Origin of the sequence: Coprococcus sp. OM04-5BH (genome assembly GCF_003482105.1) — a bacterium.
Classification (GTDB): Bacteria; Bacillota; Clostridia; order Lachnospirales; family Lachnospiraceae; genus Coprococcus.
Map to the genome: position 1 here is coordinate 936,656 of NZ_QULM01000001.1, position 25,797 is coordinate 962,452.

The window sequence follows — 25,797 nt, forward strand, 5'->3', positions numbered from 1 at the left end:
TGGGGGCGGTTCGATCTTTTTTGAAACAACTTTGAGGGTGGACAAAACGTGTTGATAAAAACACCTGCATCCCTTGCAAATAAAGGGAAAAACAAGGTTTAATCTTCCTTGAAACAGCAACAACGGAGGAAGATTAAATGAATCAAGTAAATTGTCCTGTATGTGGAAATAAATGTATTAAAGCTGGAAAGACAAAAGCAGGGTCACAACGTTGGCTTTGCAGGAAATGCAATTCATCAGTTACACACAAAATAGACAACTCTGCCAAAGAACTGCAAATCTTCTTGGATTGGTTGTTTGGAAAGGAATCCCAGTCATCAATGCCCGGAGATGGAAGAACATTCAGACGCAAAACCGCTAAATATTGGAATATATGGCCTATGCCGCCTAAAGTCGAGGACAGCAGGGATGTCTTGTATCTTGATGGTATTTATCTGGGAAGAAAAGCGTGTATTTTAATCTGTTGTGATGATAAATATGTCCTTGGCTGGTATTTATGCAGATATGAATATGCCGCTGCATGGACGGCTTTAATGAAACGTATAGCGGAACCTAGAATGGTTGTATCTGACGGTGGAACAGGGTTTGCAAAGGCACTCAAAAAAGTATGGCCGGGTGCAAAACACCAAAGATGCGTTTTCCATGTATTCTGCCAGGTAAGGCGTTACACGACATCAAGACCTAATTCAATGGCAGGTAAAGAGCTATATAACATGGCAAAAGAACTCTTGAAAATAAACACAAAAGAAGAAGCGGATTTATGGATAAAAAGATTTATTGAATGGATAAATAAGTATGAGGATTTCCTGAATGAAATGACAGTTGATGAAAATGGAAACAGGCGTCCTACACATGAACGGATACTGAAAGCAGAAAAGTCATTAATTAAACTTATCAGGGAAAACACGCTGTTTACTTATCTGGACAAAGAATTAAGGGACAAATTTAACACACCTTCTACCAATAACAGAATTGAAGGCAGTGTCAATTCCAGACTTAGGGAAATGCTTAGAAATCATAGAGGATTATCTGTTGAAAGAAGAATAAAAGCGGTTTACTGGTGGTGCTATATGCACTCGCCTGAACCGCTTTCATTGTCTGAAATAATAAATGTTATGCCAACCGATAAAAGCATTGCGGCAATATATCAAAAAATGAATGAAAAGAATAAACTTGAAAAAAGTCTTTCTAGTTGGGGCGATGCCATTGTATGGAGTGATTTACATAATTATGACAGAACGTTTGTTGAATGGGATTAACCCATCAACACGTTTTGTCCTATAACCCATAAAACACATATAATTTGTCAAATACTCTGTTATAATTTCTCCATAATAATTGTTCATCTGCAATTTCGCATAGATAAAAGGTTTTAATAAATAACGGATTATGATACATATAACAGGACAAATAAAAATCCAGTTTTTATTAACTAGGGATGTTGCCACTCCTTTACTCCATTGTACTGGAATTTCTGTCGGCAACTTAGAATAAGACAAAGCCCCAATAATCAAGCATAGTGCGGTAATCATAGTCCAGGTAAGCATACTTCCCCATATATACAAAAAGCTGACTGAATCCAGTTTGAAAACAGTTCGATTATCTTTCCAATAGTCATGAAAATCTGTTACATACTGTTCTACCTGTAATTTTTCATAACTAATACTTCCTTCATCCAGCATTTTTTCGCACATGAGTTTCGCCTTATTCAAATCAGTAATCTGATTTTTTAATACTTCCTTTTGCTTCTCAAGCATTTCCTGCAATGTTACTTTTTCGGATATAATATTTCGTATATCTTCAATAGAAATTCCCAATGTACGTAGATATGCAATCTTCTTTATATTTTCCACATCATTTTTATATTAAATTATATATGTCTTTTTGACTATCTTTTTATATCTCCTTAAATGTCCGCAAAGCCTTATTTTATAGGCTCTACGGGCATTTTGCTTTTGTGGTAAACCTCACATATCTAGGTCTATCTTCTTATATTTTCGCTATCAAGCGTGGTTAAAATCGTGGTAAATACTTCTATGCGATTAGACGCTGAACCTCTGATTTTGCGGTATCTATGGACGCATGAGCGTACCAGTTCATTGTGATACTAATGTTTGAATGTCCCATGATATACTGTAAATCTTTTGGGTTCATGTTCTTGCTTGCCAGTCTTGTGCAGAATGTATGGCGTAGCGTATGCGGTGTGATATGTGGCAAGGGATTGTCCTTGTGGTGCTTGTTATATTTCTTTACCATACGGACAAATAAGGCGTTGTAATCAATCGCAACTTTGGGCTTGCCTTTATGATTGACAAATAAGAAATTGCTCTGTCCGTCTATCACAAATGGTTCTGCCTTTGGGCGTTTCTTCATAACCCGTTGAAATGCCTGTATTGTTTCTCTACTTAATGGCACTTGTCTTATTCCGCTTTTCGTCTTAGGCGTTTCAATATAATAGCCCTGTTCCTTGCTCTTTAGTAACTGGTGGTCGATAATTACAACTTCATTCTTGAAATCAATATCAGCTACTGTCAGTCCGCACAGTTCCGAGATACGAAGTCCAGTCTTTAACAGTATCAGCACATCATCATAATGCTTGTGATACACATTGTCTGTCTTGATAAATGAGAGTAAGGCTTGTTCCTGTTCCTCTGTCAATGCGACTTTCTCTTTGGTATCATTTTCTAGGACTTCACTTAACTTAAAATCAAAAGGGTTCTTCCTTACACAATCGTCTTGTATGGCGATATAGAATGACGCTTTTAACGAGCGTTTATGGTTGTTAATGGTGTTATAGGAAAAGCCTTTATCTTTCATGCGTAACGCCCATTCCTTAGCGTCAGAGGGTTTTATCGCATCAATGCTCCTAGCACCCAACTTGTCCTCTTTCAATAACCGCATGAGTTGTTCCCGTTGTTTTTGTGTGCTTTTCTTCACATTCGCCCTCTGTAAGTTCTGTTTGGCATAGAGTTGGCAAAGCGTCATTTTCTTGCCTGTGCTGTCGATACCGTCCTCAATATCCCGTCTTATCTGCTGTTCCAGTTCACGAAGTGAGGGTTTTTCCCGTTTTTCCTTTGGTGTCGGGTCTGTGGGTGTCAATCTCCAAGCATACACATATTTTGTGTTTCCAAATGCGTCTACATATTTATATAAGTATTTCCCGTCTGTTCGTTGGCTCTCTCCAGTATGCAGGATACGTCCTTTACTATCCCGTCTTTTTTCTTTCATGGTGTCTGCTCCTTTCCTTGTTGGAAAGAGCCTTGATATGACTTGTGTTCATCATAACACATACAAGGCTCATTTGCATTAGATTGCGTCCAATTTGTCAATAACCTGTTCAAACTGTCGGCGTTTAATCTGTATGCGGTTGCCATTCATAATGAGCCAGCCAGCGTCCTTGTTTTCCTCTGCTAAGCGTCTTAACTTGTTTTCTCCGATACGGAAATACTTTGACGCTTCTTCAATGGTAAGGGTATATTTTTCCCATACGGGAATATCCTGTGCATTACTCATAAAACACCCCCTCACTTTCGATTACATCTGCTATATCCGTACACATCTGTTCTACAAGCATTTCCTGTTTTTCGGAAAGGTTGGTACATTCATCAATCATTTTCATGTAGTTTGAGCCTGTCAGCCTGTCGATTTCCTCTATCATCACGATTGACGGCATGACCTGTCTTTCCAGCCATTGCAGAGTGCGTTCCATATTGACAGGTACGGGGTTCATTTCAAAAGGTAAACTGTCATGGGAAATGAATATCTCCCACAGCGGATAATCGGGAAATTGCACAAAATCAGTAATAAGGTAAAACACCAACCCATGAGGGTTATATGTCAATAACAATTCCTCAACTGCCTGTACTGCCTTTTTATCACGCAGACGAATTTCAAAACGGTTGATAATATCCGTATGTTTCTTTTTGGTTGCCTGTTCCTTTTGTTTTTCATACAGGCAGAAATATTTTGTGCTTGCCTTTGAGCCGATATAAAGGGTACTTGCTAAATTACGGTTTTTTCCGCTTAGTTTTCCACCTTGTACATTTTCATAGTTTTTACAGCGACAATCCGCACCGCCATTTTTGTATTTTTCAGACAAAACGGGAATATCCAGCAGACCGCACATATCATTGATTGCCAAGTCAAAACGTCGGATAACACCGCCACAGTCAAGACAGCGGTTTAAAAATGAATACCAATCCCTGTTCTGTGCCTGTAAGACATATTCCATGTTGCGTGAGCCTGCCCCTTTTAATTCTAAAAATACACCCATGTGTTCATCATCAGAAGCCATGACCTTGATTTCCCCGTAGGCATAATGCTCCTTATAGCCATAATACCCATAGTCATAATGGATAAAATAGTCCGCTTTCATGCCAAGCACCTTTCGGATAACTTCTAATGCGTCAGTCGTTGGAAAACGGACAGACAGATAATCAACGAGCAGATAAAAAGGCTTATCACAGACATAGTAATTCAGACAACGCAGGATAATGTTCTGTGTTTCTTTACTTGCGTTGGCTTTTCCGTTCTCAAAGCGGTTGATACTATATCTTGATACATGGGTAAGACTTGCAAGTTCTCCTTGTGAAAGACCGCTTGCAAGACGTTTGTTCTTCATTTCAAGTGCAAATTCTAAATTGTTCATTGTATTCCTCCAATCCCACAACAGCCTTGAAATACCTGTAAACCACTATTCAAAAGAATGTGAAATTACTATCTTCTTAAAACTTCTCATTACTACTCACAGGTTTGGGGTTGTATGGTTTTTGACTTGTCTTTTGTGAAATAGTGCCCCCCTGTTAGATAACGGGGGCACAGTCAAGGCTCGCAGGCTCGCCAGCCGACAAAGCATTTCTTCCCCTTGACACAAGGTGTCATGGCGGTAAGCCTGAGAGGCTTCCGCCACCGTGTCAGAAATACTTTGTCAGCAAGTCCTGTTTTGCCTTTTCTAACAAGTTCCATTTCAACCAATATTCATATCTACGGGTTTAATCAGATGGGTATTTCTTTTTGAATGTTTTTGTATTTCATGCTATTGTGCTTATTCACTCACAATAGCATAGTAATTCTTATATGCTTATTTGTCAATATCTTTTTTTGTCTTTACAAATCATATTAAGCATGATAGACTTATAACAGTGAAGATATAACGAGATATGGAGGGTTGTGCAATGAAAATAAGCCATTTAGGAAATAATATACAGACCATAAGAAAATTTAGGGGAATGAAACAACAGGAACTTGCGGACAAAATCGGTATCAATATGCAGAGCCTTTCCAAGATTGAAAGAGGGTTGAACTATCCTGCTTATGAAACGCTGGAAAAGATAATGGAAGTGCTGGACGTAACGCCGAATGAATTATTATCGGGAGAATGGAAGTATGTCAATCAGTCTGAAAAAGAAGTCTGTCAGTTTTTAAGAACAGAAGAACGTCTAAATGCAGAACTGAAACACGGACACTATGATAACTTCTTTGACAGCGAGGAAGAATGGCTGGAATATGAGTTGGAAAAGTTACGGGAATACATTACAGACTATATCAACGGGAAAAGCATTGAAGCGTCCGACCTTTACCCAATCAAAGAATTTATCCAGCATTTGAAGTTTCAAAAATTACTAGACCGCTATGATGATTTATACAGTATGGATATGTTTGGGGAAAGCATAGAGGGACATAAATATAGGACACCTTATCAAGTCGTGAAAATGATAAATCCGAACTCAAAAGAGGATATGGAACTGTTACGGGAAGTATTAAGGAATAACCATTTTGATGATGAGGACGAGTAATCTTTTTCCTCTTGCGAGAAGATACAGCAAACAAAAAGCCCGATCAAGAGTGCAAAGCACCACCAATGGTGGCAAGCTCTTGACAGGGCTTTTTCTTTTCTGTTGTGGGTACTCAAGAGGAAAAAAGGAAAAGTGTGATGTCTCAATTTTTTTATCTTGCACGCATAAAAAGATTGAAAGAGGTGTTTGTTTCCAGTATAATGTTTTTTGTATAGAAGCAAGGATTGAATTTTTTTGAAAGAAAGGGTTGACAGTCATGTTCACACATTGTTACGCTTGCGACAGACAGACAGACAGACAGACAGACAGACAGACAGACAGACAGACAGACAGACAAGTAAATTCTGCCCTTTTTTCAATTCTATCAATAATAAACAGAACGCACAGATTATCCAGTTATAAGGGGGAGTTTGTGCGTTTTTCTATGCAAAGAATTTATGAAAAATAAGGAGTGAACAAACTATGAAGAAAAAACAAGTCCTTGCAGTAAGTTCCGCATTGATGATTGGAACAACAACTGCACTTACAGGGCTTCCTACTCCTGTCATGGCACAGGAAAACACAGAAGTTGTGCAGGAAGCCGTTGTAGAAGAAAACAAGACAGAGCAAGTTCCTGTGGAACAGAAAACAGAAAACGCAGAAGTACAAGAGAATATAACAGACAAGGAACAGGAAGAAACTGCTGAAAATGCAGAAACTTTAAAAGAAGAAAGTACAAAACAGGAAACACCTGCAACACCAGAAAAAGAAGTGGTTACCGAAGATAAGACCGTTGAAGCAAGCAAAAATACAGAAGTAAAAGCTGGAAGCATTGCTATTGATGAAGCACATTTTCCAGACAAAGTATTTAGAGAACAAATCATTGCAGAATTTGATAAAGACGGCGATAGTGTGTTATCTGTTGATGAAATATCAAAAGCCCAATTCTTAAACTTGCATGATATGAAAACGATATCTTCATTAGAGGGTATTCAATATCTAACAAATTTGCAGTCTTTAGATGTTTCTACGACTTGCGCATCATTGGATGATGGATTCGAAGACGCCTTTCAATATACCGTACAAGGAAATTCCCACAATCGACTAAAGAGTACCAATCTAATTGAACGACTGAATCAAGAAGTACGCAGAAGAGAAAAGATTATTCGCATCTTCCCCAATCAAACATCAGCCAATCGCTTAATTGGAGCCGTTCTTATGGACCTACATGATGAATGGATTTATTCTTCAAGAAAATACATCAATTTTGATAAGTAGAAATGGTAAAAACATTGTATAGCATTTTACACAGGAGTCTGGACTTGACTCACTTCCTTTATTATTTTTCATTTTTTTAAACTATTTAATACTAATGTCTTTTATAATAGCTTTTCATATATTATATAATCAATCTTTATAAGTCCTTTTATAAATTTCTTTTCTACCATTTTCGATAAATTCCTGTTTAATATTTTTAATTCCATAAACAATAGTTTCAATAGGATAATATTCTTCAACTATATCTTGATATTCTTTTGCTTTCTCAATATCTATATTTCCATACATTCTTAATATATCTTCTCCAAAATTTGTTCCTATTTCTTCTTCACTATCTTCAAGTAAGTATATAAAATCACAATATTCATCTATAATTCCAGAATCTCCAAAATCAATTATTCCAGTTAGCTGTTGTTAAAATATCGCTTGCTGAAATAGTTTCTTTTGCCGTGTGAATATCAAAATCAATAAAGAAGGTATTGATTTGTCTTAAATTGTTTTCAGAATGTCCTTTCGTGTATGAACGGTTTTCGTCTGCATACGTACCATAACGATAAACGTTTGGTGTCCAATGCGTAAATGTATCTTGATTTTCGTGAATCGCTTCTTCGGAAGTCAGAACAACGCCACGTCCGCCAATCATGCTTTTTTTTGAGCGATACGCAAAAATAGCCCCTTTGCTTTTACCTGGCTTGGTAGTGATTGAGCGAATTTTACTATTTTTAAATTTGTACTTTAACAAGCCGTCATGAAGCACAGTTTCTACAACAAAAGGGATATTCATTCAGCTGTTCTCCTTTCTTACGAAAATTAATTAGTTAGAAGCTACGATCAAAGTTGAATCACAACAAAAAAGGCAATCAACTAAGTTTTTCTTAATTGATTGCCTGGTATCTTCTTAAAGACTTGAAATTCCCTCAAAAACCCGATATAATGGGTTTACAGATATTTAAGTATCTGATTAATAAAGTAATTAAATACTTTACCAAATTTCGGGTCTCGACTTCTTTAATTGATTGGTGGTAATCAATTAAGGCTCGCAACTTATTTTCTTGGCGGAAAATAAGTTGGTCGTGGCTCTTTTTTTGTATTCTTTATTCAGTTCGTTGTTTCGTTATATCTAGTATACCGCTTTTAAAAAAAATAAGCAACAATTTCGTTAAATATATTAACGACAATCATTGCTTCTCTTCTTCTATTTGCAACTCTACTTGTTCTAATTCATTAGGAATTAAGTCAATAACTAAGGTTGAGTTTGTCAATTCTGCAATTCGTTCCAATGTTTTTAATGTCGGATCTGATTTTCCTGATTCAATCAATGAATAATTTGATCTACTCATTTCTAATTCTTGGGAGAATTTTTCTTTTGATTTGGTACCTCTCATCTTTTTTAAGCTTTCTCTAAATGCTAGTTCCAAGTTTCTCCCTCCTGTTTATGTAAATATTTTGCACGTTTTCCATTTAATTATATCGTTACACCTTGTAAATCACAAGTGATTAATCACAAATCACTTGTGATTAGTGATTGTTATTGGTGTTGCCTAGAACGATTCTAAGCACATGTTTAATTTTAAAGTGGGCAATTATCTTTAAAATGTCCTACAATGATTCAATAAAAGCATGGCTGCTAGTGAAACTTGCGACCATGCTTTTAAAAATACTTAATGGGGTCCCGAGCGCTTTAGCTCCTTGGAAGCTGTCAGTAGTATACCTAATAATTTATCTACATTCCCTTTAGTAACGTGTAACTTTCCAAATTTACAAAAGCGACTCATAGAATTATTTCCTCCCGTTAAATAATAGATAACTATTAAAAATAGACAATACTTGCTCATAAGTAACGGTACTTAAATTGTTTACTTTGGCGTGTTTCATTGCTTGATGAAACTGATTTTTAGTAAACAGTTGACGATATTCTCGATTGACCCATTTTGAAACAAAGTACGTATATAGCTTCCAATATTTATCTGGAACATCTGTGGTATGGCGGGTAAGTTTTATTAAGACACTGTTTACTTTTGGTTTAGGATGAAAGCATTCCGCTGGCAGCTTAAGCAATTGCTGAATCGAGACTTGAGTGTGCAAGAGCAACCCTAGTGTTCGGTGAATATCCAAGGTACGCTTGTAGAATCCTTCTTCAACAATCAGATAGATGTCAGACGCATGGCTTTCAAAAACCACTTTTTTAATAATTTGTGTGCTTAAATGGTAAGGAATATTCCCAACAATTTTATACCTCTGTTTGTTAGGGAATTGAAACTGTAGAATATCTTGGTGAATTAAAGTGACACGAATGTTCAGTTTTAATTTTTCTGACGATAAGTTGAATAGATGACTGTCTAATTCAATAGACGTTACCTGTTTACTTATTTTAGCCAGTTTCGTCGTTAAATGCCCTTTACCTGTTCCAATTTCGTAAACGGTATCGGTTTCTTTTAAATTCAATTGTTTTATTATTTGGTTGAGTACTTTTTCACTCGTTAAAAAGTTTTGAGAATATTTTATATTTTTGTTCATGTAATCACTCCTGAAGTGATTACATCTATAAATAAATACAGAAGTTAAACGATTTGTTTGTAATTTTAGTTATCTGTTTAAAAAGTCATAAGATTAGTCACTGGTAGGAATTAATCTAACGTATTTATTTATCTGCGTAATCACTGTTTTTAGTCTGTTTCAAAACAGTAGATGTTTTATCTACATTACGCATTTGGAATACCAACATGACGAATCCCTCCTTCTTAATTACAAATTTTTAGCATCTAATTTAACTTCAATTCCTATTATACAAAATTTTAAGAGCACTGTCAACACACTCTTAAGTTTGCTTCTAAGTCTTATTTCCATAACTTTAGGGTTAACCATACGCAAGACCAATCACTCTCGGACAATACTCATGATTTTCGGTAAAAAACGTAAAAGAAATAAGAACAATTAACAAAATGTATAATAACAATCAATAGCGACTAATGATTTTCATGTAAAAGGACACCAAACTATACGGTGTCCTTTTCAAATTCTTACGTCATATCAAGGCTCATTCAATCGTGGTAAATTCGTGGTAAAATGAGTGCTTTCCTATATTTCAAAATGCTTGAAAGTATAGTGTTTATGCGGATAATCAAAAATCAGATATAAAATTTAGAATAATCTCTATAACCATTACTTTCATTTCTCGAAGGCTCAATAAGTTTTTGCTTTTCATAAAAACGGATATTAGAACGGGATAAACCTGTTCGCTCTTCTACGTCTTTTATAGTCATATTATGCCCTCCTTTCGAGCAACTCTATTTTACTTAATAATAAGCTATAAACAAGGTTTACAGTCAAGCATTTATCAAAAAAACTATAGTTGTTGATAAGGACATGAAAAGCTGTCCAAAATAGAAGGTGAACCGGATTGCTGCTCCGACTCAATCTTCCACATGGAATACATCTTCCACCAGCATATTAAAGTACTTTGATATCCGCAGCATAAATTCGGCAGATGGGGTGCTGTCCCCACGCTCTATCCTGCCGACAGTTTTGGTGCTGTATCCAATAGCAGCGGCAAGGTCATCCTGGTAAATGCCTCGCTGTTCACGTATTTCTCTTATATTATTGGTAACCGCCATAAAAATCCCTTCTTTCAGTTCTATAGATATTTTCTTATTGTCAATTATGCAAAATAATGTGTCCGATAAAAATGACTTGCAATTTTATCGGCAATGTCCTGTAATAGCACAAGCATCAGATTTTCCAAGAACTTTTCCAAATATGTCTAAGCGGTCATTTTCACTAACCTTGATAGGTGCATACTTTTCATTGAGTGAGATAAGGAAAATTCCTTCTTTATCGTTTTGTAATTTCTTAATATAGGCTTCTCCGTTTAGAGCGAAGATGCCGATTTCTCCATTAGCAACAGATTCCTGCTGTAATATCCATGCAATCTGACCATCGTGGAATTCTGGTTCCATACTGTCACCACTAATACGGACACCGAAAGTAGTATCTTCTGGCAGGATAGATTCATCTATGCGTACAGTCTCTTTCGGTCCATCTACAAGGAAGTTACCGGTTCCGGCTGATACAGCATTTTCAAAAATATCAATGCTACGGAATGGAATTATCTTAGCAGTCTGCTTTTCATACATTCCGGATGCGTGGAGCAGATTGATATAATCCATAGCTTTTTCCCTGCCTTCATCAGTTAGTGATGAGAAAGGATCGGCAGGATTTACTCCAAAATATGCCTCATACATGTTAGTAATACCAAGGATTCTACACACTTTGTAAAATATGGTAACGCTTGGTTCAGCAAGATTTCTCTCCCAGTTGGATATGGCTTTATAGGAAATGGTAATGCCTTCCTTTGCCAGTTCATCAGCGAGATCCTGTTGGAGCAAGCCTTTCTTTTTTCTATATGTTGAAATGATTTCTCCGATTGAGTACATACATACGCCTCTTTTCTTTCATTTTGTTGATTTCAAATGTCTCTTTTCACTCCATAGTATATAGCAATAGTGCCAATTATTCAAGTTAAAAATCCAATATAATGAGAAAAAGGACACATGTGTCCGTTGACAGTCGATTATTCTTGGGGTTATACTATGCCCTGTAAGGAACATTACTCATATACTTGGACTAAAGGTTATGGTAGTGACAGATTAAATGCAGCAGGAGGTTATGCAGATGGGAGACAGGGTAATACTTCATTCAGATATCAACTGTTGCTATGCTTCGATTGAGCATCTGCATCATCCGGAGCTTGCAGGAAAGCCACTGGCAGTAGGCGGTGACCCGGAGGCAAGACATGGGATTGTCTTAACAGCCGACTATATTGCCAAGAAGTACGGTGTGAAAACAGGAATGGCACTCTGGCAGGCAAAGCAGGTCTGTCCTGACATAACGTTTGTTTCACCAAGAATGGACTTATATCTTCGATTCTCAAGAATGGCACATGAGATATATGCAGAATATACGGACAGGCAGGAGCCATATGGAATTGATGAGTGCTGGCTTGATGTGACAGGGAGCAGCTCCCTTAAAGGGGATGGATTGCTCATTGCACAGGAAATCAGCAGGAGAATGAAGTCAGAGCTTGGCATCACAGTAAGTGTTGGTGTTTCTTTCAATAAGATATTTGCAAAGCTTGGTTCAGACTATAAGAAACCTGATGCAATCACAACTATGTATAAGAGTGAGTTTAAGCAGAAGGCATGGTCACTTCCGGTGGCAGATCTTCTATACGTTGGCAAAAGTACGAACAGAAAGCTTGCATTATTTGGTATTAAAACCATAGGTGATCTTGCAAGAGCAGATGAAGATGTGCTTAACAGTCACCTTGGAAAGATGGGCAGTATCTTATGGTCATTTGCGAATGGCTATGATGATTCACCTGTCAAGCTAGAGAATACCCACGCTCCAATCAAATCGGTGGGAAACAGCACAACGACTCCAAAGGATTTAGTATGTGATGAGGATGTAAAGATTGTTCTTTATATTCTGGCTGAGAGTGTTGCAGCAAGACTTCGTGAGAATGGATTCCGGTGCAGAGTGGTTGAGATAAGTGTCAGGGATAATGAGTTATTCTCTTTTATTCGTCAGAAAAAGATTGACCATGCAACGAATATCACCGGAGAGATAGCTGCATATGCTTATCAGATATTTAAGGAAAACTATAACTGGAGCAAGCCGATCCGCAGTGTTGGTGTCCGAGGTGCAGACTTAGTAACAGATAATTATTGGGAACAGATTGATTTGTTCTCAAGTGTGGAGAAGCGTGAAAAGCAGATGAAGATGGATTCAGCGGTGGATGAGATACGCAGAAGATTTGGATTTTACAGTATCCAGAGGGGACTCATGTACCGGGACAGGATTCTGTCGGCAGTCAATGCAAAAGAAGAACACACAGTACATCCACATGGGTACTTTTCAGGTTAGCAACGAGAAGTGCCAGATAATCAAGGCACAGATGTGTTGTGCTTGCACATAAACATATGGGACTTGGTTATCTGATACGGCGACTGCCGTGAGCGAAATGAAGCGAAGCGGAATTGAGCTGCACTACGAGTAGCGATAGAGTAAAAAAGAGGAAGGCGGAACATGAGCGAAGCAGCAAGAATTGATCTGGTAGACAGAGCACCATTGACGGAGAAGCAGCAGAATGTGTATGAAAGCATTATGCAATATCAGCGTGTGAATGGTTATGCACCTACTATCAGGGAGATATGCAAGATGGTTGGGGTGGCATCGACTTCAAGTGTTTATGCACATCTGAAAATATTAGAAGAAAAAGGCTATATAGCAAGGAAGATGGATGCTTCCAGAGCAATAGCAATCTTGTAAGGAAGGTGATTACATTGAGCAATAAGGTATATGTTGATGTACTTGCAGAGTTTTCAAAGGACGGACTGCTCATTCCCAAAGAGATAACATGGGAAGATGGCAGAAAGTATGAGATTACACGAGTAAAAGACAAGCGCAGAGCAGCCAGTACAAGGGCTGGCGGCGTTGGAGAGCGTTATACCTGTGTGGTAAATGGAAAGGAAATATTCCTTTTCTATGAAGATAACAATATGTGGTTTATGGAAAGAGCCGGAGCCTGATGTGATTGTGTGCTGACAGCACAATTCATATCAGTTGGCTTTAGATCAGCAAAGCCGGGGAATGTGCAGACATTCATCGGAACTCCCGGCAAAAGGCTTGCAAAGGTGATTTCCCTTTCCTTTACGAGTACAGAATTGTAGATTGATGATTTTGTATGAATAAGGAGCGAACTGAATTGAACAAAGAGTTAAAAGTTATAGATTTTTATTGTAAGAAGTGCAAAAAGAGTATGAAAGTTTCATACATGGTTACAGGTAACAGAAATTATCCGGTACTGCCGAGAGTAATGATGAAATGTCACCATTGTGGCAGAGTAATGACCTTGAAGAATTTCAAGGAAGGTGAACTGTTAGATAAAGTAGAGCAGGATAAGTATTATATCTGATACATACAGTCAGACATCAGATGGTGCGGCAGATATTTGGTCGCAACAGGACAAGACAATTAAATTAGTGGTCATCATGATATGGGAGACACCTGCAATAAGCGTAAGCTGATGATACGCAAAGGTGCCATCCTAAGGACGCATGAAAAATTAGAAACCAGTTTGAGGACTGGGACTGTTTTTCATGTGTCCTTTTTTATTTGCTGAAAATTACATATCTAGGGAGTTATTGTCCGCCCTCAAACGAGTTAACGGTAACAAGTTTGAAAGGATGGACGATATGAACAAGGAAATAAGAGAATATGATAAGAATGTACAATTTGAAATAGGGCAGAGAATACAGGAAATGCGACTAGACAAAAATATGAAAAGCATTGAGTTGGCAACGGAATTGGGAATAACAAGGAACCAAATGTCACGGATTGAAAATGGTAGAGCAAATTGCACTATACAGCAGTTATATATAATGTCACAGATATTTGAGCACAGTATGGATTATATCATATCGGGCAAAAGGGGCAGACAGGAAAATAAGATAACATTTGCCCAGAGAGAGGCAATTGATAAAATGTTGAGGGCATTTGATAAATAAACAGTACTTTGCATAAATATCTTTTCATGCAAAAAATAGAAAGTTTTTGCTTTGATATGCAAATGTTGTGCAAAGATTTGACTACACGCAAAATCTATGGTATCCTTTGTGAAAGGAGGAAGCAAATTAATGAAAAGAGATTTATCAATTCTATCAGAATATGTAAGAATAAGTACTCCGGATAAGGATAGATTGGCAGAATTAGTTGTGAGAGCAAAAGGTCCAGAGCTTAGTATGTCACAGTTCGCAAAAAAGTGTGAGGTTAATCCGTCTACGCTTTCAAGAATTGTAAACAAAAAAACAACGGGCAAAAATTCAGATGCTTTAATATTTAATATTGCGGAGAATGCAGATCCAAATAGTGGAGTTACCTTTGAAATGCTTATGTCTGCTCATGGCATGAAAAAGCGTAATTTAAATGGAAAAGTGGATACAGAAGAATACAGAGCATTTGAAAAAAATGCAGCTGACTTAGTACTGTCGGAGATTATGAAGAGGGGGTATAAAGTTCAGGTCCCAATGACACCTCAGGTTTACAATGCTTTAAATTATCATTATAGACCTGATTGGGAAATTGCTACTGATGCCGTTACTTCTGATAACACTATGGGACAATGGCTATTTGAGTTTTGGACAATGCTCGGTACGGAACAGCAAGCCATTCGTAAACAGACAATAAAACTAAGACAGAAATTATTGATGGTTTTAGGACTATATTATATGGATGAAGTCAAAGCAGATAAATTATCGTTTGTGGTTTTTAATAGAAAATTCTATAAATTACTTAAAGATACCTTGGAGGGGATTTGTGTAAAACCATGGATTACAATTATGCTATTTGATATGGAGCAAGCACAATTTATAGAAGAATTCACTTTTTTATCGCCTGATGGAAGTGTTCGTGATAGTAATATGAAAATTTCTATGAATGAAGAATGCGATGATTATACAGACGATTTGTTTGAAGATATAAATGGTCGTAATCAATTTATGGATTAGTCTATAGGAGGTGCTTATGGAAGAAGATAAAACAGTTTTATTATTTCGTCAGATACAGGCAGCAACTAAAAATGGTCATGATGCAGAAGTGCGCAGAGATAAAGATGGAAATTTTGTGGTTTATTCCGTAAAAAAACAGCGGGCAGATAAAATACAAGTTAAATAATACATCAGCTGAATTGGCAGTTGATAAGGGCAAAAGGGAGCCGATATCGTTCAATATTTGAATGATAGAGGCTCCTTATTTTTTTGTAAGGGAGGTGAGCAGAGTGATCCAAGAGATAAAAGAATATGATTCTGATACTTGTTCGAAAATTGGTATACGAATTCAAGATATACGAGAATCAAGACATATGAAAGCTATAGAGTTGGCAAGCTATCTTGGTATTGGTAAGAACCAAATGTCTCGAATTGAAAGTGGAAAAGCAAATTGTACAATACCACAATTGTATTGTATTGCACAAATCTTGGATTGCTCTGCTGATTTTTTGTTGTTTGGAGAAGAACACATGAATTATTCGCCGGAGATGGTGGAATTAGTAAACAATTTAAAAATGGTGACTGGAAGAATAGAGGGAGAAATTAAAAATAGTCTTTTAAAGACTACAAATCAGAAAAGATAGTCTTTAGAGTGGGCGCATAGGTTTTCTTAATAGAGTACCATAAACATGTGCTAAGGAACAGCACACCACGAGAGTGGAGGCGCCAAAACTCTCCAATACGAAATCGTAAAGGAGATAACAAAATGAATAAAAGAGATTTTAACGTAGTGGGAAACGAAGGTACAGATAATCAGGAGCTTGCTAAGGGAATTGCATTTATAAAGTCCCGCAGAGCAGAACTCAATGTAGTCCAGATGGTCGAGAATATGCGTGATCAGGCAATGCCTAACGGAGTAATAATTAACGATGCATATTGTGACCGCTCGATAACAAGAGACTATGACAGAGAAGCACTGAATGCTTTCTTTGCAACACTTAAAGAGGAAGATTTTGAGGTTGTAGTAGTCAGAAGCCTGAATGAGATCACCGATGACATTTATGATTTGGAAGAATTTGTTAAGACCATCACAGATATGGGCATATGGCTCTATTCTCTTGAAGTCGGTCCGGTGCCAATTATTGTATCTCATGCAGAGGACTTTGGATGCTAACGGAGTTCTTTGGTAGAGCGACAACAGAAAATCATTCCGGTCGGGACAAACAAGTCCCGGCTGTGAAGGATTGCAGATTTACACAGACTGCATTCGGAACAGTTGTACATGATTCAAGTGGGAAGTGGCTTGGTCAGTATGAGACAGAAGATGCAGCTGTAGAGATGTTAAGAGAAATGGCAAAGGTCGATGGAGGATATAGCGATGAAATATGATGGTTATGTAGTTGGACCGATACTCCGTAAGCTGCGTGAAGATAGAGGGTATTCCTTGACACGGTTATCAGAAGTAACAGGATTAAGCGTTTCCACATTGATTCAGATGGAACAGGGTGGAAGAAATCTCAGTATGAAAAGTCTTTATGTGTTAATGGAACTTTATAAAGTTGATGCAAATACAATTCTTGGGATAAATAAACGGGAGGATTGTAAATCCATCGATACAAGGCTTGCCAAAATGGAAAAAGAGAAGCGAGCGTATTTTACAGCTTCCTTTCTCTTTATGCTGGAAAATGCGGAAGCGATAGTTTAGGAGATGAATGTATGGCAAATAAAAACAAAGTAATTCGTAAGACAATAGAATGCATAGAGTATTTATCAGTCGAAGCACCACTTAGGAAAGTAGATTATCTGGAAGATAAGCAGAGCAAATATATCCATGAGTATGTGAAAAACAAGGAGTATTGCATTGTTGGAACAATGAGAAGACATGGATTTTCTCAAAGAGATGTTGACAGGCAATGGAGCGATATTGTGGATAAAATCCGAAGAAAAAAGGTTGATGGTGTAGTAATTGCCAATATGGCAGCAGTATCAGTCAATCTTCTGGATGCGTATGTGAAGGTTTGTGAAGTTGTAGAGGCTGGAGGCATAATCGTCACAGTGGATGAGGGTAGACTTGGACTGAATATTAAGGAGGCGTTCTGATGAAAAGAAGATATGAGAAATATAGAAAATATGATGTTGTATATGCCGATTTTGGAAATAATCCGCATGGAGTTCAAAGCGGTATCAGACCGGGAGTAATAGTTTCGTGCGATAGAAGTAACCATGAGTATGCACCACAGGTATGCATTGTCCCATTAAGCACGAAACTTAAAGACAATCCTGTGCATGTAAAACTTAATCCAGAAGATGTAAAGGGATATAAACTGAAAGCGAAGTCGGATTTTATACCAGAAGACATGCAGACTGTTTCTAAAGGGAAGATCAGAGGAAAAACAGGTTATATTCCGAAAGATTCACCGGTGCGTGATAATATAGACAGAAGTTTGATATTACAGTTGGATCTTTTATCTGCAGCAAGGAAAATGATTATGGAGGAAGTAGAAAATGGATGTGAAAACGAGGAAAACTAATAATAAAAGATTTGTCCGTTATTCAGAAGGTGCTGAGATGTATTCAATGGGAAAGACAAAATTTCAGGAATTAGCTAAGGATGCGAAAGCCTGTTATAAGGTCAATCAGTTGGTACTGGTGAATTTAGACATTTTGGACGCTTATCTGGAGACATTCCGTATAACAGATGAAGATTTCTATAAGTAAATTCAAAGATATGTGGAGAAACTTGCATGAATACACTTGACTTATTGGCAGACAAAAAGTATAATATCTATATGAGGAGGTGCATAGGATGGCAAAGATGGGAAGACCTAAGAGTGAAAAGCCGTTAGATAAAAGAGTTACTATAAGGCTTAATGAAGAGGAATTTACTATTTTAGTCGAGTATGCGCAGAATCATGATATTACAGTAACGCAAGCTGTTAAGTCATGTATTCAGGAGAAAATCCTGAATAGGTGTTAGGTGCAAAGGACTCCTTCATATTAGAAAGGAGGAGTACATTGGCAACAAGAAAGGATGGAAAAGGAAGAGCCTTGAGAAAAGGCGAACACTATCGAAAAAGTGATGGGAGATATTCCTATTCATATAACGATGTGTTTGGAAATCGAAAATTCATATACTCAAATAATCTTGCAAAATTAAGAGAACGTGAAGAACAGTTAGTAAGGGATCAGCTGGATGGATTAGATGTATATGTAGCAGGAAGTGCAGATTTGAATTTTGTATTTGACCGCTATATTTCGACGAAATCTGAGCTGAGAAGCACTACTCGTTCAAACTATCTTTACACATGGAATCATTTCATTAGAGATGGATTCGGTAAGAAGAAAATTGGAGATATAAAATATTCAGATGTTTTGTATTTCTACAACTATCTTATAACTGAGAAGAAATTGCAGATTAGTTCGATAGAAAGTATAAATACGGTGTTACATCCTACATTTCAGTTGGCTGTTAGGGATGATATAATAAGAAAAAATCCTACCGATGGAGCGTATGCTGAAATAAAGAAGCGAAATGGCGGAACTAAAAAAACAAGGCACGCTTTAAGCGTAGAGCAGCAGAGGTCATTTATGAATTATGTTGCTGATAGTCCTATCTTTTACACATGGTATCCGTTATTCGCATTTCTATTAGGAACTGGATGTCGAATTGGAGAAGCAATTGGCTTAAGATGGGATGATGTAAATCTTGAGAATCGAACGATTGATATTAACCATAGTTTGACATATTATCCAAGGCAAGAAAAAACTTATGTATGTGAGTTTCGAGTATCATTGCCCAAAACCGAGGCAGGAAAAAGAGTCATTCCGATGATGGAACCTATATATAATATTTTAAAATCGGAATACGAAAGACAGCAGGAAGAAGGCTTCTGCGATACAGTAGTTGATGGCATGACGAACTTCATCTTTACTAACCGATTTGGTAATCCACATAATCCAGCATCAATCAATAGAGCTATTAAGAGAATTGTGGATGCTCATAATGCTGAAGAGGAAGTAGAAGCAAAGAAGGAAAAGCGTAAGCCTATTATGTTACCAAGATTTTCATGTCATATATTCAGACACACTTTTGCTTCAAGAATATGTGAGAATGAGACGAATGTCAAAATTATTCAGCAGTTAATGGGACACGCAGATGTATCGACAACCATGAATATTTACGCAGAAGTAAATGCAGAAAGCACCAGAGAATCTATTGAGAATCTGGCAAAAAATTTAGATGTTTTTTAGAAGAGAGTCCATATTAAATGGGACTTTCAGGTAGGACAACAAAATAGGATGGATGACAACAATCTGACAACAAAAAGACGTAAAAAGTTGCATAAATCCGAACAAAAATGAACTTATTAAAAAATGAATTATAAATGGATGCAAATCAGTTTGGAGAAATATAAAGTACAAACAAATGTTCTCCCGACTATGAAGTCGTTGAATAGCGAGAAATAGGATTTATGCGGGTTTGCAGAGATATTACAGGAGATGGTACGACACTTAGTACGACAAAATTCAAAAACAAAATACAATAATATTCCGCTTAGTGCATAGAAATTAAATATTTGCAAAATTTTAAGGACACTTTCCATTAAGAAATTATTGGAAGGTGTCCTTTTTGTGTCATGAGATAAAACTAAGAGGAGTGATCAGATGTTAAAGATTAGACTTCAGGGAACAAAGAATGATATACGCTGGTTTGTCCGTCTGCTTCAGAGAGATAAAAGATTTGAATTGAATAATGTCTCGACATTTTTTGACAATGTGGGGACAGATAAATACAAGCGTGTATATGCAGAAGTGTCGAGAAAGAAAACGGATTCTGATAAGAAATCCATCAATGCAAAACAGTTGAATGAACAATGCCACTATGTAGGAAGTGGCATGGTGATTCGATAGGGAATGGAGGTACAACGGTATGTGTAAAGTAATAGCAATCGTGAATCAAAAAGGTGGCGTAGCAAAGACTACGACAACAGTGAACTTAGGTATAGGTTTGGTAAGAGAAGGCAAGAAGGTACTACTTATAGATGCGGATAGTCAGGGATCCCTTTCATCAAGCCTTGGCGTAGCAGAGCCTGATGAGCTTGATGTTACTCTCTCGACGATCATGGGTAAAGTGATCAATGATGAAGATTATGGAAAGCGGGAAGGGGTTATTGTACATGAGGAGGGAGTATCTTTTCTTCCATGCAATATCGAACTTTCCGGACTGGAAGTCACATTGGTAAATACCATGCGGAGAGAGTACATATTGAAAGAGTACATAACAAGTGTGAGAAACTTGTATGACTATATCCTGATTGACTGCAATTCCAGCCTTGGCATGGTGACAATGAATGCCCTGACTGCGGCTGATTCGGTCATCATACCGATAGAAGCAGCGTACCTTTCCGTAAAGGGGTTGCAACAGCTTATCACTACCCTTGGCAGGACAAAGAAATATCTGAATCCGAATCTTGGGATAGAGGGAATCGTTTTCACAAAGATGGTTGGACGTACCAATTACGCAAAGGAAATCAAGTCCATGGTGGAAGAAATCTATGGCAAAAATGTCCGTGTGTTTGGTGCGGTTATCCCACATTCTGTGAGAGCGGCAGAGACTTCCGCAGAGGGTGTGAGTATATTCAAGCATGACCCAAGAGGAAAAGTTGCGGCGGCGTATAAGAAGCTCGCAAAGGAGGTGCTTGCAGATGAATAAATCCAATAGTGCTTCCAAGATAAAGATGAAATCATTTGACGATCTGTTTGGTACAAACGAAAATCTGGAACAGGCAAATGCAAATGGTGGTGAAATCCGAGAAATACCTTTAGCAAGTCTGCATACATTCAGAAATCATCCGTTTCAGATCCATGAAGATAAGCTAGAGGAAATGGTAGAGAGTGTCAGACAGTATGGCGTGCTTGTTCCAGGAATTGCGAGAATGCGACCGCAGGGTGGTTATGAAATTATTGCCGGACACACAAGAAAGGCTGCCTGTGAACTTGCCGGTCTTGATACCATGCCGATGTTCATTCGCAATCTGAATGATGATGAAGCTACCATTGTCATGGTGGACAGTAACATTCAGAGAGAAGATATCTTTCCAAGCGAAAAGGCAAGGGCGTATAGTATGCGTTACTATGCCATGAAACATCAGGGCATTAAGGGAGATAAGGGTAGTAGCCTTGATATCATGAGTGAGGAAACCGGCGAGAACGCAAAGAAGATTCAGCGATATATCAGACTTGCAAAGCTCTCTGATGAACTGCTTGACTTTGTTGACAGGAAAAAGATTGGTTTTATTCAGGGTGTTGATCTTTCGTATCTGAACGAGGAGCAGCAGCAGTGGGTACTCGATATAATACTCGACAGGAATATATTCCCTAATATAGAGCAGTCGGCAAGACTAAAGGCATCCTGCCGGGAAAATATGCTTACGCAGGAAGAAGTGAGGAACATCATGCTTCCGGAACAGGTGTCGGTAAAGCCAAGAAAAGTAACATTCAAAGCAGACAGATTGGATGACTACTTTAATGATGAATACACAGAAGAGAAGATTACAGAGGTTATAATAAGTCTTTTAGATGAATGGAAGAAAAGAGGTGAGAAGGCATGACAAACATCGTAAATACTGGTAATGCGTCGGTGGATGCGCTGGCAGAAATGAACATCAGTGGAAATGTTACGCCGGTGAATTGGTATAAAACGATTTTACGTGAAAATGGCAAGCCATACCTTCTCGCTATCTGTGTGTTGTCGGAAATCGTGTATTGGTATCGTCCCGTGGAAGTACGGGACGAGCATAGCGGCATGACAATCGGTTACAGAAGAAAATTTCGAGAGGATTTGCTCCAGAAAACCTACAATGATTTTGCCGAGCAGTTTGGAGAATCACGGAGAAGTGTGAAGGCAGCGTTTGACAGACTAGAGGAAATAGGTGTGATCCGTCGTGAATTCCGTAACATAGAAACAAATAGCGGAATGGTTTTAAATAATGTCATGTATATTGATCTATGCGTTGATAAACTTTACACATGTACATATCTGGACATACCAGGAGATGACGAAGATGTAGAAAACACAGGGGAAGGAATACAAAAACAGGCTGAATACCAAGCAAATAAGCCTGTTACAAAATTTTGTACCACCTCCTACAAAACTTTGTATGACCCTCCTACAAAATTTTGTACCACCCCCTACAAAACTTTGTATGACCCTCCTGCAAAATTTTGTACCACACTCCCACAAAATGATGTACCCCCTCATACAAAGTTTTGTAATACAAATACAGAGAATACTACAGAGAATACAGGGGAGATTACCTATCCTATCATTCCATCAGGCACAGGCGTGAAAACTGATACGATGGATAGGATGGATGAAGTGCGCTCATTTATCAAAGACAATATAGATTATGACGGATTGCTTCATTGCCATCCAACAGAGAAGATGGACATAAATGAATTGGTGGAGCTGATAGTAGAGACTATAGCGGTTAAACAGCCGGTAATCCGTATCAACAAATATGACTTTCCATATGATGTTGTTCGGAGCAGATTGGAGAAGATAGATTTTCATACGATGGAGTATGTGCTGGAATGCCTTCGCAACAATACTACAAAGGTACGCAACATACGAAGCTATATGCTCACGACACTGTATAATGCTCCGGTAACATGTAGTAATTACTATAAAGCAGAAGTAAACCATGACTTCTATGGTAAGTAACGATTCATAGCTGCTGGAAACAGCAGTTGACTATATATTTTTCACCTTCCCTTCCTTTTGAGGGGCAGGAGGGCACACCTGCCTCTCGTTTTAAGGGGATTGCTGCAAGTATGATTCTTTGATATAATCAATGCAACAGTTTTACAAATCGGAATTTGTGAGGGTAATTATGATAAATTTTTTGAATGATATAAGGAATGCAGAAAATCCAATATCCAATAATAGAAAACTTATAAATACCATAGCGATATTGTTTCTCGGAATAGCTTTGGGAACTTTCTCAAAATATCTGGATTTTCGTCAAACTGAACTTCCAGGTGTGCTTATGGCAATAAATGGAGTCTTAGATATTGGTAATTTTCTTGGGCGTTTTGCAATCTGGATATTGATTGCACTGTGTATTTCTATTTATAGCAATTCTGCAATAAGAGCAAGCATCAATGTTTTTGTATTCTTTGTTGGTATGGTTGCAAGCTACTATTTGTATTCAAACTATATTGCAGGATTTTTCCCAAGAAGTTATGCGATGATTTGGTTTGGATTTACAGCTGTTTCTCCATTATTGGCTTTTGTCTGTTGGTATGCAAAGGGGAAAAGCAAACTGGCATTTATACTATCAGCGCTGATTTTGGCAGTATTGTTCAATATGTGCTTTGTATATGGATGCTGGTATTTTAATGCAAAATCTGTTTTGGAAGTGATAGTCTTTATTATTGGACTTATTGTTTTGAGGAGAGACACATTGAGGAGTTCTGCGCTAATGGGAACGATTAGTATAGTTCTTGCAGTTTTACTTGATATGGTTATTCCATTTCATTTTGGATAAACAACTTCCAGTTTGTTGAACTGAATCCGAAAAGCATTAGGGCGCAGAGGAGATAGAATCCTTTGCGTAAAAGACTAACGAACATATTTAATGAAACATCGGAACCATCTTCTTTTTGTTGTTTACCTATAATAACGATTGGAGTAGTCGATTATAGACACTGCAATCAAAAAAATCTGAAAATATATTTATCAACATTACATAAAAGTGTGTAGATGCACATAAAATGGGAATACATATTGAAATTCAGGTCGTTCTGTGATAGGATCTCATTACTAAAAAGTGTGCAGATGCACGGAAAGGGGGAGCGTAATGATGGAGATTAAAAGAGACGCTTACCTACAGCAGCTGACCCTGCGAAAAGATAATGGAATGATAAAGGTGATTACCGGCATTCGTAGATGTGGCAAATCCTTTTTGCTGTTTACCATCTTTAAGAGATACTTACTGGAGAACGGCATTGATGTTGATCATATTATTGAGATTGCATTGGACGGTATTGAAAATGAGGAACTAAGAGATCCTAAGGTGTGTTTCAAGTACATCAAAGATGCCATGAAAGACGATGGCAAATACTATCTGCTTCTTGATGAAGTGCAGTTTATGTCACAATTTGAGGAAGTGCTGAACAGCCTGCTCCGCATGAGCAATATTGATGTGTATGTCACCGGAAGTAATTCCAAGTTCCTGTCCAGCGACATTGTGACCGAATTCCGTGGCAGAGGTGATGAGATTAGAATCTACCCTCTCTCCTTTGCAGAGTTTTATTCTGTCTATGACGGCGATTATGATGATGCATGGGATGACTACATGATCTACGGAGGATTGCCGCAGATCGTAAGTTTCCAGAGCGAACGACAGAAAGCGGACTATCTGAAGAACATCTTTGCAAATGTCTATCTGAAGGATGTTATTGAAAGAAATAAGATTCAGAACGTGGATGAGATTGGGATTCTGGTTGATGTGCTTGCATCTGCAATCGGCGCACCGACCAACCCTTCAAAGATTGCCAATACCTTTGCCAGTGAGCGTCAGATGACTTATGCTAATAAAACCATCTCCAAGCATATCGACTATTTGACAGATGCCTTTTTGATTTCCAAGGCAAGCCGATACGATATTAAGGGCAGAAAGTATATCGGTGCAAATCTGAAATACTACTTTACGGATCTGGGACTGAGAAATGCACGTCTGAATTTCAGACAGCAGGAGCCTACTCATATCATGGAGAACATTGTTTATAACGAGCTGTTGATCCGTGGCTACAATGCTGATGTGGGTGTCGTGGATATCTTCGATAAGGATAAAGAGGGCAAACGTGTTCGCAAGCAGTTGGAGGTTGACTTTGTGGTGAATCAAGGAAACCAGAGATACTATATCCAGGTTGCATATGACATGACTTCGGAAGAAAAACAGACGCAGGAGTTCAATTCTCTGCGTAATATCCCGGACTCTTTCAAGAAGATCGTCATTGTAAATGGCAGCAAAAAGCCTTGGAGAAATGATGAAGGTTTTGTCATCATGGGAATGAAGTATTTCTTGCTGAATGCGAATAGTCTGGAATTTTAAGTCGATTTGAGTTGTTGCTGTGTTGTTGTTCTATTTCAAAAAAGAGTGAACACGCTGGGAGAATGTCGTGATGTGACAGACCAA

At 37.8% G+C, this 25,797-nt stretch carries 34 protein-coding genes and 3 pseudogenes; 25 read left to right on the plus strand and 12 right to left on the minus strand.

Going from position 1 to position 25,797, the window contains the following annotated elements:
• Window positions 1–137: 137 nt before the first annotated feature.
• Entirely contained in the window at window positions 138–1,259 is a 1,122-nt protein-coding gene (locus DXB54_RS03985; RefSeq protein ID WP_117582137.1) for an IS1249 family transposase, read from the plus strand.
• Here DXB54_RS03985 and DXB54_RS03990 read toward each other — a convergent pair.
• The 4 genes from DXB54_RS03990 to DXB54_RS04010 form a co-directional block, all read right to left on the minus strand.
• The gene (locus tag DXB54_RS03990) at window positions 1,221–1,853 is read right to left on the minus strand and encodes a DUF1648 domain-containing protein (RefSeq protein WP_243104732.1); all 633 of its coding nucleotides are present in this window, start codon (window positions 1,851–1,853) and stop codon (window positions 1,221–1,223) included. The two genes, DXB54_RS03985 and DXB54_RS03990, sit on opposite strands and share 39 nt — an antisense overlap.
• 181 nt (window positions 1,854–2,034) lie before the next feature.
• Window positions 2,035–3,228: a site-specific integrase gene (locus DXB54_RS04000; RefSeq protein WP_021361840.1), complete on the minus strand. Its 1,194-nt coding sequence runs from the start codon at window positions 3,226–3,228 to the stop codon at window positions 2,035–2,037.
• Window positions 3,229–3,306: 78 nt separating this feature from the next.
• Window positions 3,307–3,513 carry an excisionase gene (locus DXB54_RS04005; protein ID WP_002341493.1) on the minus strand — a complete coding sequence of 69 codons (207 nt, stop codon included), beginning with the start codon at window positions 3,511–3,513 and terminating at the stop codon, window positions 3,307–3,309.
• The gene (locus tag DXB54_RS04010; RefSeq protein ID WP_021361841.1) at window positions 3,506–4,648 is read right to left on the minus strand and encodes an XRE family transcriptional regulator; all 1,143 of its coding nucleotides are present in this window, start codon (window positions 4,646–4,648) and stop codon (window positions 3,506–3,508) included. The genes DXB54_RS04005 and DXB54_RS04010 overlap by 8 nt, the downstream gene beginning before the upstream one ends.
• A 526-nt stretch (window positions 4,649–5,174) precedes the next feature.
• Here DXB54_RS04010 and DXB54_RS04015 point away from each other — a divergent pair.
• On the plus strand, window positions 5,175–5,795 hold the full coding sequence (locus DXB54_RS04015) for a helix-turn-helix domain-containing protein (RefSeq protein WP_009242236.1): 621 nt from the start codon (window positions 5,175–5,177) through the stop codon (window positions 5,793–5,795).
• 1,005 nt (window positions 5,796–6,800) lie between these two features.
• Window positions 6,801–7,052 (plus strand): annotated as a pseudogene (locus tag DXB54_RS11935) (transposase); the annotation flags it as partial.
• A 129-nt stretch (window positions 7,053–7,181) separates the two neighbouring features.
• Here the strand turns inward: DXB54_RS11935 and DXB54_RS04030 are convergent.
• The 8 genes and pseudogenes from DXB54_RS04030 to DXB54_RS04075 form a co-directional block, all read right to left on the minus strand.
• Window positions 7,182–7,463: pseudogene (locus DXB54_RS04030) on the minus strand (aminoglycoside phosphotransferase family protein); the annotation flags it as partial.
• Window positions 7,444–7,836, minus strand: a complete 393-nt coding sequence (locus DXB54_RS04035) for a hypothetical protein (protein WP_243104733.1) — start codon at window positions 7,834–7,836, stop codon at window positions 7,444–7,446. The pseudogene DXB54_RS04030 and the gene DXB54_RS04035, both read right to left, overlap by 20 nt.
• Window positions 7,837–8,230: 394 nt before the next feature.
• Window positions 8,231–8,470, minus strand: a complete 240-nt coding sequence (locus tag DXB54_RS04040) for a helix-turn-helix transcriptional regulator (protein ID WP_002380754.1) — start codon at window positions 8,468–8,470, stop codon at window positions 8,231–8,233.
• 361 nt (window positions 8,471–8,831) lie between these two features.
• Entirely contained in the window at window positions 8,832–9,569 is a 738-nt protein-coding gene (erm(B), locus tag DXB54_RS04050) for a 23S rRNA (adenine(2058)-N(6))-methyltransferase Erm(B) (protein WP_001038790.1), read from the minus strand.
• A 124-nt stretch (window positions 9,570–9,693) separates the two neighbouring features.
• Window positions 9,694–9,777 (minus strand): 23S rRNA methyltransferase attenuation leader peptide, encoded by an 84-nt coding sequence (locus DXB54_RS04055; RefSeq protein ID WP_001814874.1) that lies wholly within the window; start codon window positions 9,775–9,777, stop codon window positions 9,694–9,696.
• A gap of 415 nt (window positions 9,778–10,192) precedes the next feature.
• Window positions 10,193–10,315: pseudogene (locus DXB54_RS04065) on the minus strand (MerR family transcriptional regulator); the annotation flags it as partial.
• 150 nt (window positions 10,316–10,465) lie between these two features.
• Window positions 10,466–10,666 carry a helix-turn-helix transcriptional regulator gene (locus DXB54_RS04070; RefSeq protein ID WP_004611564.1) on the minus strand — a complete coding sequence of 67 codons (201 nt, stop codon included), beginning with the start codon at window positions 10,664–10,666 and terminating at the stop codon, window positions 10,466–10,468.
• Between the two features lie 84 nt (window positions 10,667–10,750).
• Window positions 10,751–11,485, minus strand: coding sequence for a helix-turn-helix domain-containing protein (locus DXB54_RS04075; protein ID WP_117482444.1), 735 nt, complete (start codon window positions 11,483–11,485; stop codon window positions 10,751–10,753).
• Window positions 11,486–11,723: 238 nt separating this feature from the next.
• Here DXB54_RS04075 and dinB point away from each other — a divergent pair, with 238 nt between their 5' ends.
• The 22 genes from dinB (at window position 11,724) to DXB54_RS04180 (ending at window position 25,713) form a co-directional block, all read left to right on the plus strand.
• On the plus strand, window positions 11,724–12,974 hold the full coding sequence (gene dinB / locus DXB54_RS04080) for a DNA polymerase IV (RefSeq protein ID WP_118257474.1): 1,251 nt from the start codon (window positions 11,724–11,726) through the stop codon (window positions 12,972–12,974).
• Between the two features lie 162 nt (window positions 12,975–13,136).
• A complete protein-coding gene (locus DXB54_RS04085) occupies window positions 13,137–13,379 on the plus strand; it encodes a LexA family protein (protein WP_004611567.1) in 243 nt (80 codons plus the stop codon).
• A gap of 5 nt (window positions 13,380–13,384) precedes the next feature.
• On the plus strand, window positions 13,385–13,639 hold the full coding sequence (locus DXB54_RS04090) for a hypothetical protein (RefSeq protein WP_055941755.1): 255 nt from the start codon (window positions 13,385–13,387) through the stop codon (window positions 13,637–13,639).
• A gap of 176 nt (window positions 13,640–13,815) precedes the next feature.
• The gene (locus DXB54_RS04095; RefSeq protein ID WP_022293003.1) at window positions 13,816–14,025 is read left to right on the plus strand and encodes a hypothetical protein; all 210 of its coding nucleotides are present in this window, start codon (window positions 13,816–13,818) and stop codon (window positions 14,023–14,025) included.
• Window positions 14,026–14,305: 280 nt separating this feature from the next.
• Window positions 14,306–14,617, plus strand: coding sequence for a helix-turn-helix domain-containing protein (locus DXB54_RS04100; protein ID WP_158565043.1), 312 nt, complete (start codon window positions 14,306–14,308; stop codon window positions 14,615–14,617).
• Between the two features lie 129 nt (window positions 14,618–14,746).
• Entirely contained in the window at window positions 14,747–15,616 is an 870-nt protein-coding gene (locus tag DXB54_RS04105; RefSeq protein WP_117529004.1) for a hypothetical protein, read from the plus strand.
• Window positions 15,617–15,632: 16 nt separating this feature from the next.
• Window positions 15,633–15,782 (plus strand): hypothetical protein, encoded by a 150-nt coding sequence (locus DXB54_RS11835; RefSeq protein ID WP_156454676.1) that lies wholly within the window; start codon window positions 15,633–15,635, stop codon window positions 15,780–15,782.
• 103 nt (window positions 15,783–15,885) lie between these two features.
• Complete coding sequence (locus DXB54_RS04110; protein WP_118589283.1) at window positions 15,886–16,239, plus strand: helix-turn-helix domain-containing protein; 354 nt, start codon at window positions 15,886–15,888, stop codon at window positions 16,237–16,239.
• Window positions 16,240–16,361: 122 nt separating this feature from the next.
• Window positions 16,362–16,769 carry a recombinase family protein gene (locus tag DXB54_RS04115; protein WP_117761249.1) on the plus strand — a complete coding sequence of 136 codons (408 nt, stop codon included), beginning with the start codon at window positions 16,362–16,364 and terminating at the stop codon, window positions 16,767–16,769.
• Window positions 16,763–16,984, plus strand: coding sequence for a terpene synthase (locus tag DXB54_RS04120; RefSeq protein WP_117813346.1), 222 nt, complete (start codon window positions 16,763–16,765; stop codon window positions 16,982–16,984). Before DXB54_RS04115 ends, DXB54_RS04120 begins: the two co-directional genes overlap by 7 nt.
• The gene (locus DXB54_RS04125; protein WP_117813344.1) at window positions 16,974–17,300 is read left to right on the plus strand and encodes a helix-turn-helix domain-containing protein; all 327 of its coding nucleotides are present in this window, start codon (window positions 16,974–16,976) and stop codon (window positions 17,298–17,300) included. The genes DXB54_RS04120 and DXB54_RS04125 overlap by 11 nt, the downstream gene beginning before the upstream one ends.
• A gap of 11 nt (window positions 17,301–17,311) precedes the next feature.
• A complete protein-coding gene (locus DXB54_RS04130; protein ID WP_117788090.1) occupies window positions 17,312–17,695 on the plus strand; it encodes a resolvase in 384 nt (127 codons plus the stop codon).
• Entirely contained in the window at window positions 17,695–18,126 is a 432-nt protein-coding gene (locus DXB54_RS04135; protein ID WP_117788088.1) for a type II toxin-antitoxin system PemK/MazF family toxin, read from the plus strand. The genes DXB54_RS04130 and DXB54_RS04135 overlap by 1 nt, the downstream gene beginning before the upstream one ends.
• Window positions 18,101–18,313, plus strand: a complete 213-nt coding sequence (locus tag DXB54_RS04140) for a DUF6462 family protein (RefSeq protein WP_117788086.1) — start codon at window positions 18,101–18,103, stop codon at window positions 18,311–18,313. Before DXB54_RS04135 ends, DXB54_RS04140 begins: the two co-directional genes overlap by 26 nt.
• A gap of 88 nt (window positions 18,314–18,401) precedes the next feature.
• Complete coding sequence (locus tag DXB54_RS04145; protein WP_117788085.1) at window positions 18,402–18,572, plus strand: DUF6290 family protein; 171 nt, start codon at window positions 18,402–18,404, stop codon at window positions 18,570–18,572.
• A 38-nt stretch (window positions 18,573–18,610) separates the two neighbouring features.
• A complete protein-coding gene (locus tag DXB54_RS04150) occupies window positions 18,611–19,846 on the plus strand; it encodes a tyrosine-type recombinase/integrase (RefSeq protein WP_117788083.1) in 1,236 nt (411 codons plus the stop codon).
• A 414-nt stretch (window positions 19,847–20,260) separates the two neighbouring features.
• Window positions 20,261–20,506: a hypothetical protein gene (locus tag DXB54_RS04155; protein ID WP_008400180.1), complete on the plus strand. Its 246-nt coding sequence runs from the start codon at window positions 20,261–20,263 to the stop codon at window positions 20,504–20,506.
• Window positions 20,507–20,525: 19 nt separating this feature from the next.
• The gene (locus DXB54_RS04160) at window positions 20,526–21,308 is read left to right on the plus strand and encodes a ParA family protein (protein ID WP_008400179.1); all 783 of its coding nucleotides are present in this window, start codon (window positions 20,526–20,528) and stop codon (window positions 21,306–21,308) included.
• On the plus strand, window positions 21,301–22,206 hold the full coding sequence (locus DXB54_RS04165) for a ParB/RepB/Spo0J family partition protein (protein ID WP_055280723.1): 906 nt from the start codon (window positions 21,301–21,303) through the stop codon (window positions 22,204–22,206). The genes DXB54_RS04160 and DXB54_RS04165 overlap by 8 nt, the downstream gene beginning before the upstream one ends.
• Window positions 22,203–23,318 (plus strand): DUF6017 domain-containing protein, encoded by a 1,116-nt coding sequence (locus tag DXB54_RS04170; protein WP_118694317.1) that lies wholly within the window; start codon window positions 22,203–22,205, stop codon window positions 23,316–23,318. The genes DXB54_RS04165 and DXB54_RS04170 overlap by 4 nt, the downstream gene beginning before the upstream one ends.
• Before the next feature lie 169 nt (window positions 23,319–23,487).
• Window positions 23,488–24,144, plus strand: coding sequence for a hypothetical protein (locus DXB54_RS04175; RefSeq protein ID WP_004851532.1), 657 nt, complete (start codon window positions 23,488–23,490; stop codon window positions 24,142–24,144).
• Window positions 24,145–24,459: 315 nt separating this feature from the next.
• The gene (locus DXB54_RS04180) at window positions 24,460–25,713 is read left to right on the plus strand and encodes an ATP-binding protein (RefSeq protein WP_118694505.1); all 1,254 of its coding nucleotides are present in this window, start codon (window positions 24,460–24,462) and stop codon (window positions 25,711–25,713) included.
• Window positions 25,714–25,797: the final 84 nt, after the last annotated feature.

Bases quoted from the DNA above. Each gene is read 5' to 3' on its own strand.
- DXB54_RS03985 (WP_117582137.1), top strand. From the start codon at position 138: ATGAATCAAGTAAATTGTCCTGTATGTGGAAATAAATGTATTAAAGCT.
- DXB54_RS04000 (WP_021361840.1), bottom strand. From the start codon at position 3,228: ATGAAAGAAAAAAGACGGGATAGTAAAGGACGTATCCTGCATACTGGA.
- DXB54_RS04005 (WP_002341493.1), bottom strand. From the start codon at position 3,513: ATGAGTAATGCACAGGATATTCCCGTATGGGAAAAATATACCCTTACC.
- DXB54_RS04010 (WP_021361841.1), bottom strand. From the start codon at position 4,648: ATGAACAATTTAGAATTTGCACTTGAAATGAAGAACAAACGTCTTGCA.
- DXB54_RS04015 (WP_009242236.1), top strand. From the start codon at position 5,175: ATGAAAATAAGCCATTTAGGAAATAATATACAGACCATAAGAAAATTT.
- DXB54_RS04035 (WP_243104733.1), bottom strand. From the start codon at position 7,836: ATGAATATCCCTTTTGTTGTAGAAACTGTGCTTCATGACGGCTTGTTA.
- DXB54_RS04055 (WP_001814874.1), bottom strand. From the start codon at position 9,777: ATGTTGGTATTCCAAATGCGTAATGTAGATAAAACATCTACTGTTTTG.
- DXB54_RS04070 (WP_004611564.1), bottom strand. From the start codon at position 10,666: ATGGCGGTTACCAATAATATAAGAGAAATACGTGAACAGCGAGGCATT.
- DXB54_RS04075 (WP_117482444.1), bottom strand. From the start codon at position 11,485: ATGTACTCAATCGGAGAAATCATTTCAACATATAGAAAAAAGAAAGGC.
- dinB (WP_118257474.1), top strand. From the start codon at position 11,724: ATGGGAGACAGGGTAATACTTCATTCAGATATCAACTGTTGCTATGCT.
- DXB54_RS04085 (WP_004611567.1), top strand. From the start codon at position 13,137: ATGAGCGAAGCAGCAAGAATTGATCTGGTAGACAGAGCACCATTGACG.
- DXB54_RS04100 (WP_158565043.1), top strand. From the start codon at position 14,306: ATGAACAAGGAAATAAGAGAATATGATAAGAATGTACAATTTGAAATA.
- DXB54_RS04105 (WP_117529004.1), top strand. From the start codon at position 14,747: ATGAAAAGAGATTTATCAATTCTATCAGAATATGTAAGAATAAGTACT.
- DXB54_RS11835 (WP_156454676.1), top strand. From the start codon at position 15,633: ATGGAAGAAGATAAAACAGTTTTATTATTTCGTCAGATACAGGCAGCA.
- DXB54_RS04115 (WP_117761249.1), top strand. From the start codon at position 16,362: ATGAATAAAAGAGATTTTAACGTAGTGGGAAACGAAGGTACAGATAAT.
- DXB54_RS04120 (WP_117813346.1), top strand. From the start codon at position 16,763: ATGCTAACGGAGTTCTTTGGTAGAGCGACAACAGAAAATCATTCCGGT.
- DXB54_RS04125 (WP_117813344.1), top strand. From the start codon at position 16,974: ATGAAATATGATGGTTATGTAGTTGGACCGATACTCCGTAAGCTGCGT.
- DXB54_RS04130 (WP_117788090.1), top strand. From the start codon at position 17,312: ATGGCAAATAAAAACAAAGTAATTCGTAAGACAATAGAATGCATAGAG.
- DXB54_RS04135 (WP_117788088.1), top strand. From the start codon at position 17,695: ATGAAAAGAAGATATGAGAAATATAGAAAATATGATGTTGTATATGCC.
- DXB54_RS04140 (WP_117788086.1), top strand. From the start codon at position 18,101: ATGGATGTGAAAACGAGGAAAACTAATAATAAAAGATTTGTCCGTTAT.
- DXB54_RS04145 (WP_117788085.1), top strand. From the start codon at position 18,402: ATGGCAAAGATGGGAAGACCTAAGAGTGAAAAGCCGTTAGATAAAAGA.
- DXB54_RS04155 (WP_008400180.1), top strand. From the start codon at position 20,261: ATGTTAAAGATTAGACTTCAGGGAACAAAGAATGATATACGCTGGTTT.
- DXB54_RS04160 (WP_008400179.1), top strand. From the start codon at position 20,526: ATGTGTAAAGTAATAGCAATCGTGAATCAAAAAGGTGGCGTAGCAAAG.
- DXB54_RS04165 (WP_055280723.1), top strand. From the start codon at position 21,301: ATGAATAAATCCAATAGTGCTTCCAAGATAAAGATGAAATCATTTGAC.
- DXB54_RS04170 (WP_118694317.1), top strand. From the start codon at position 22,203: ATGACAAACATCGTAAATACTGGTAATGCGTCGGTGGATGCGCTGGCA.
- DXB54_RS04175 (WP_004851532.1), top strand. From the start codon at position 23,488: ATGATAAATTTTTTGAATGATATAAGGAATGCAGAAAATCCAATATCC.
- DXB54_RS04180 (WP_118694505.1), top strand. From the start codon at position 24,460: ATGGAGATTAAAAGAGACGCTTACCTACAGCAGCTGACCCTGCGAAAA.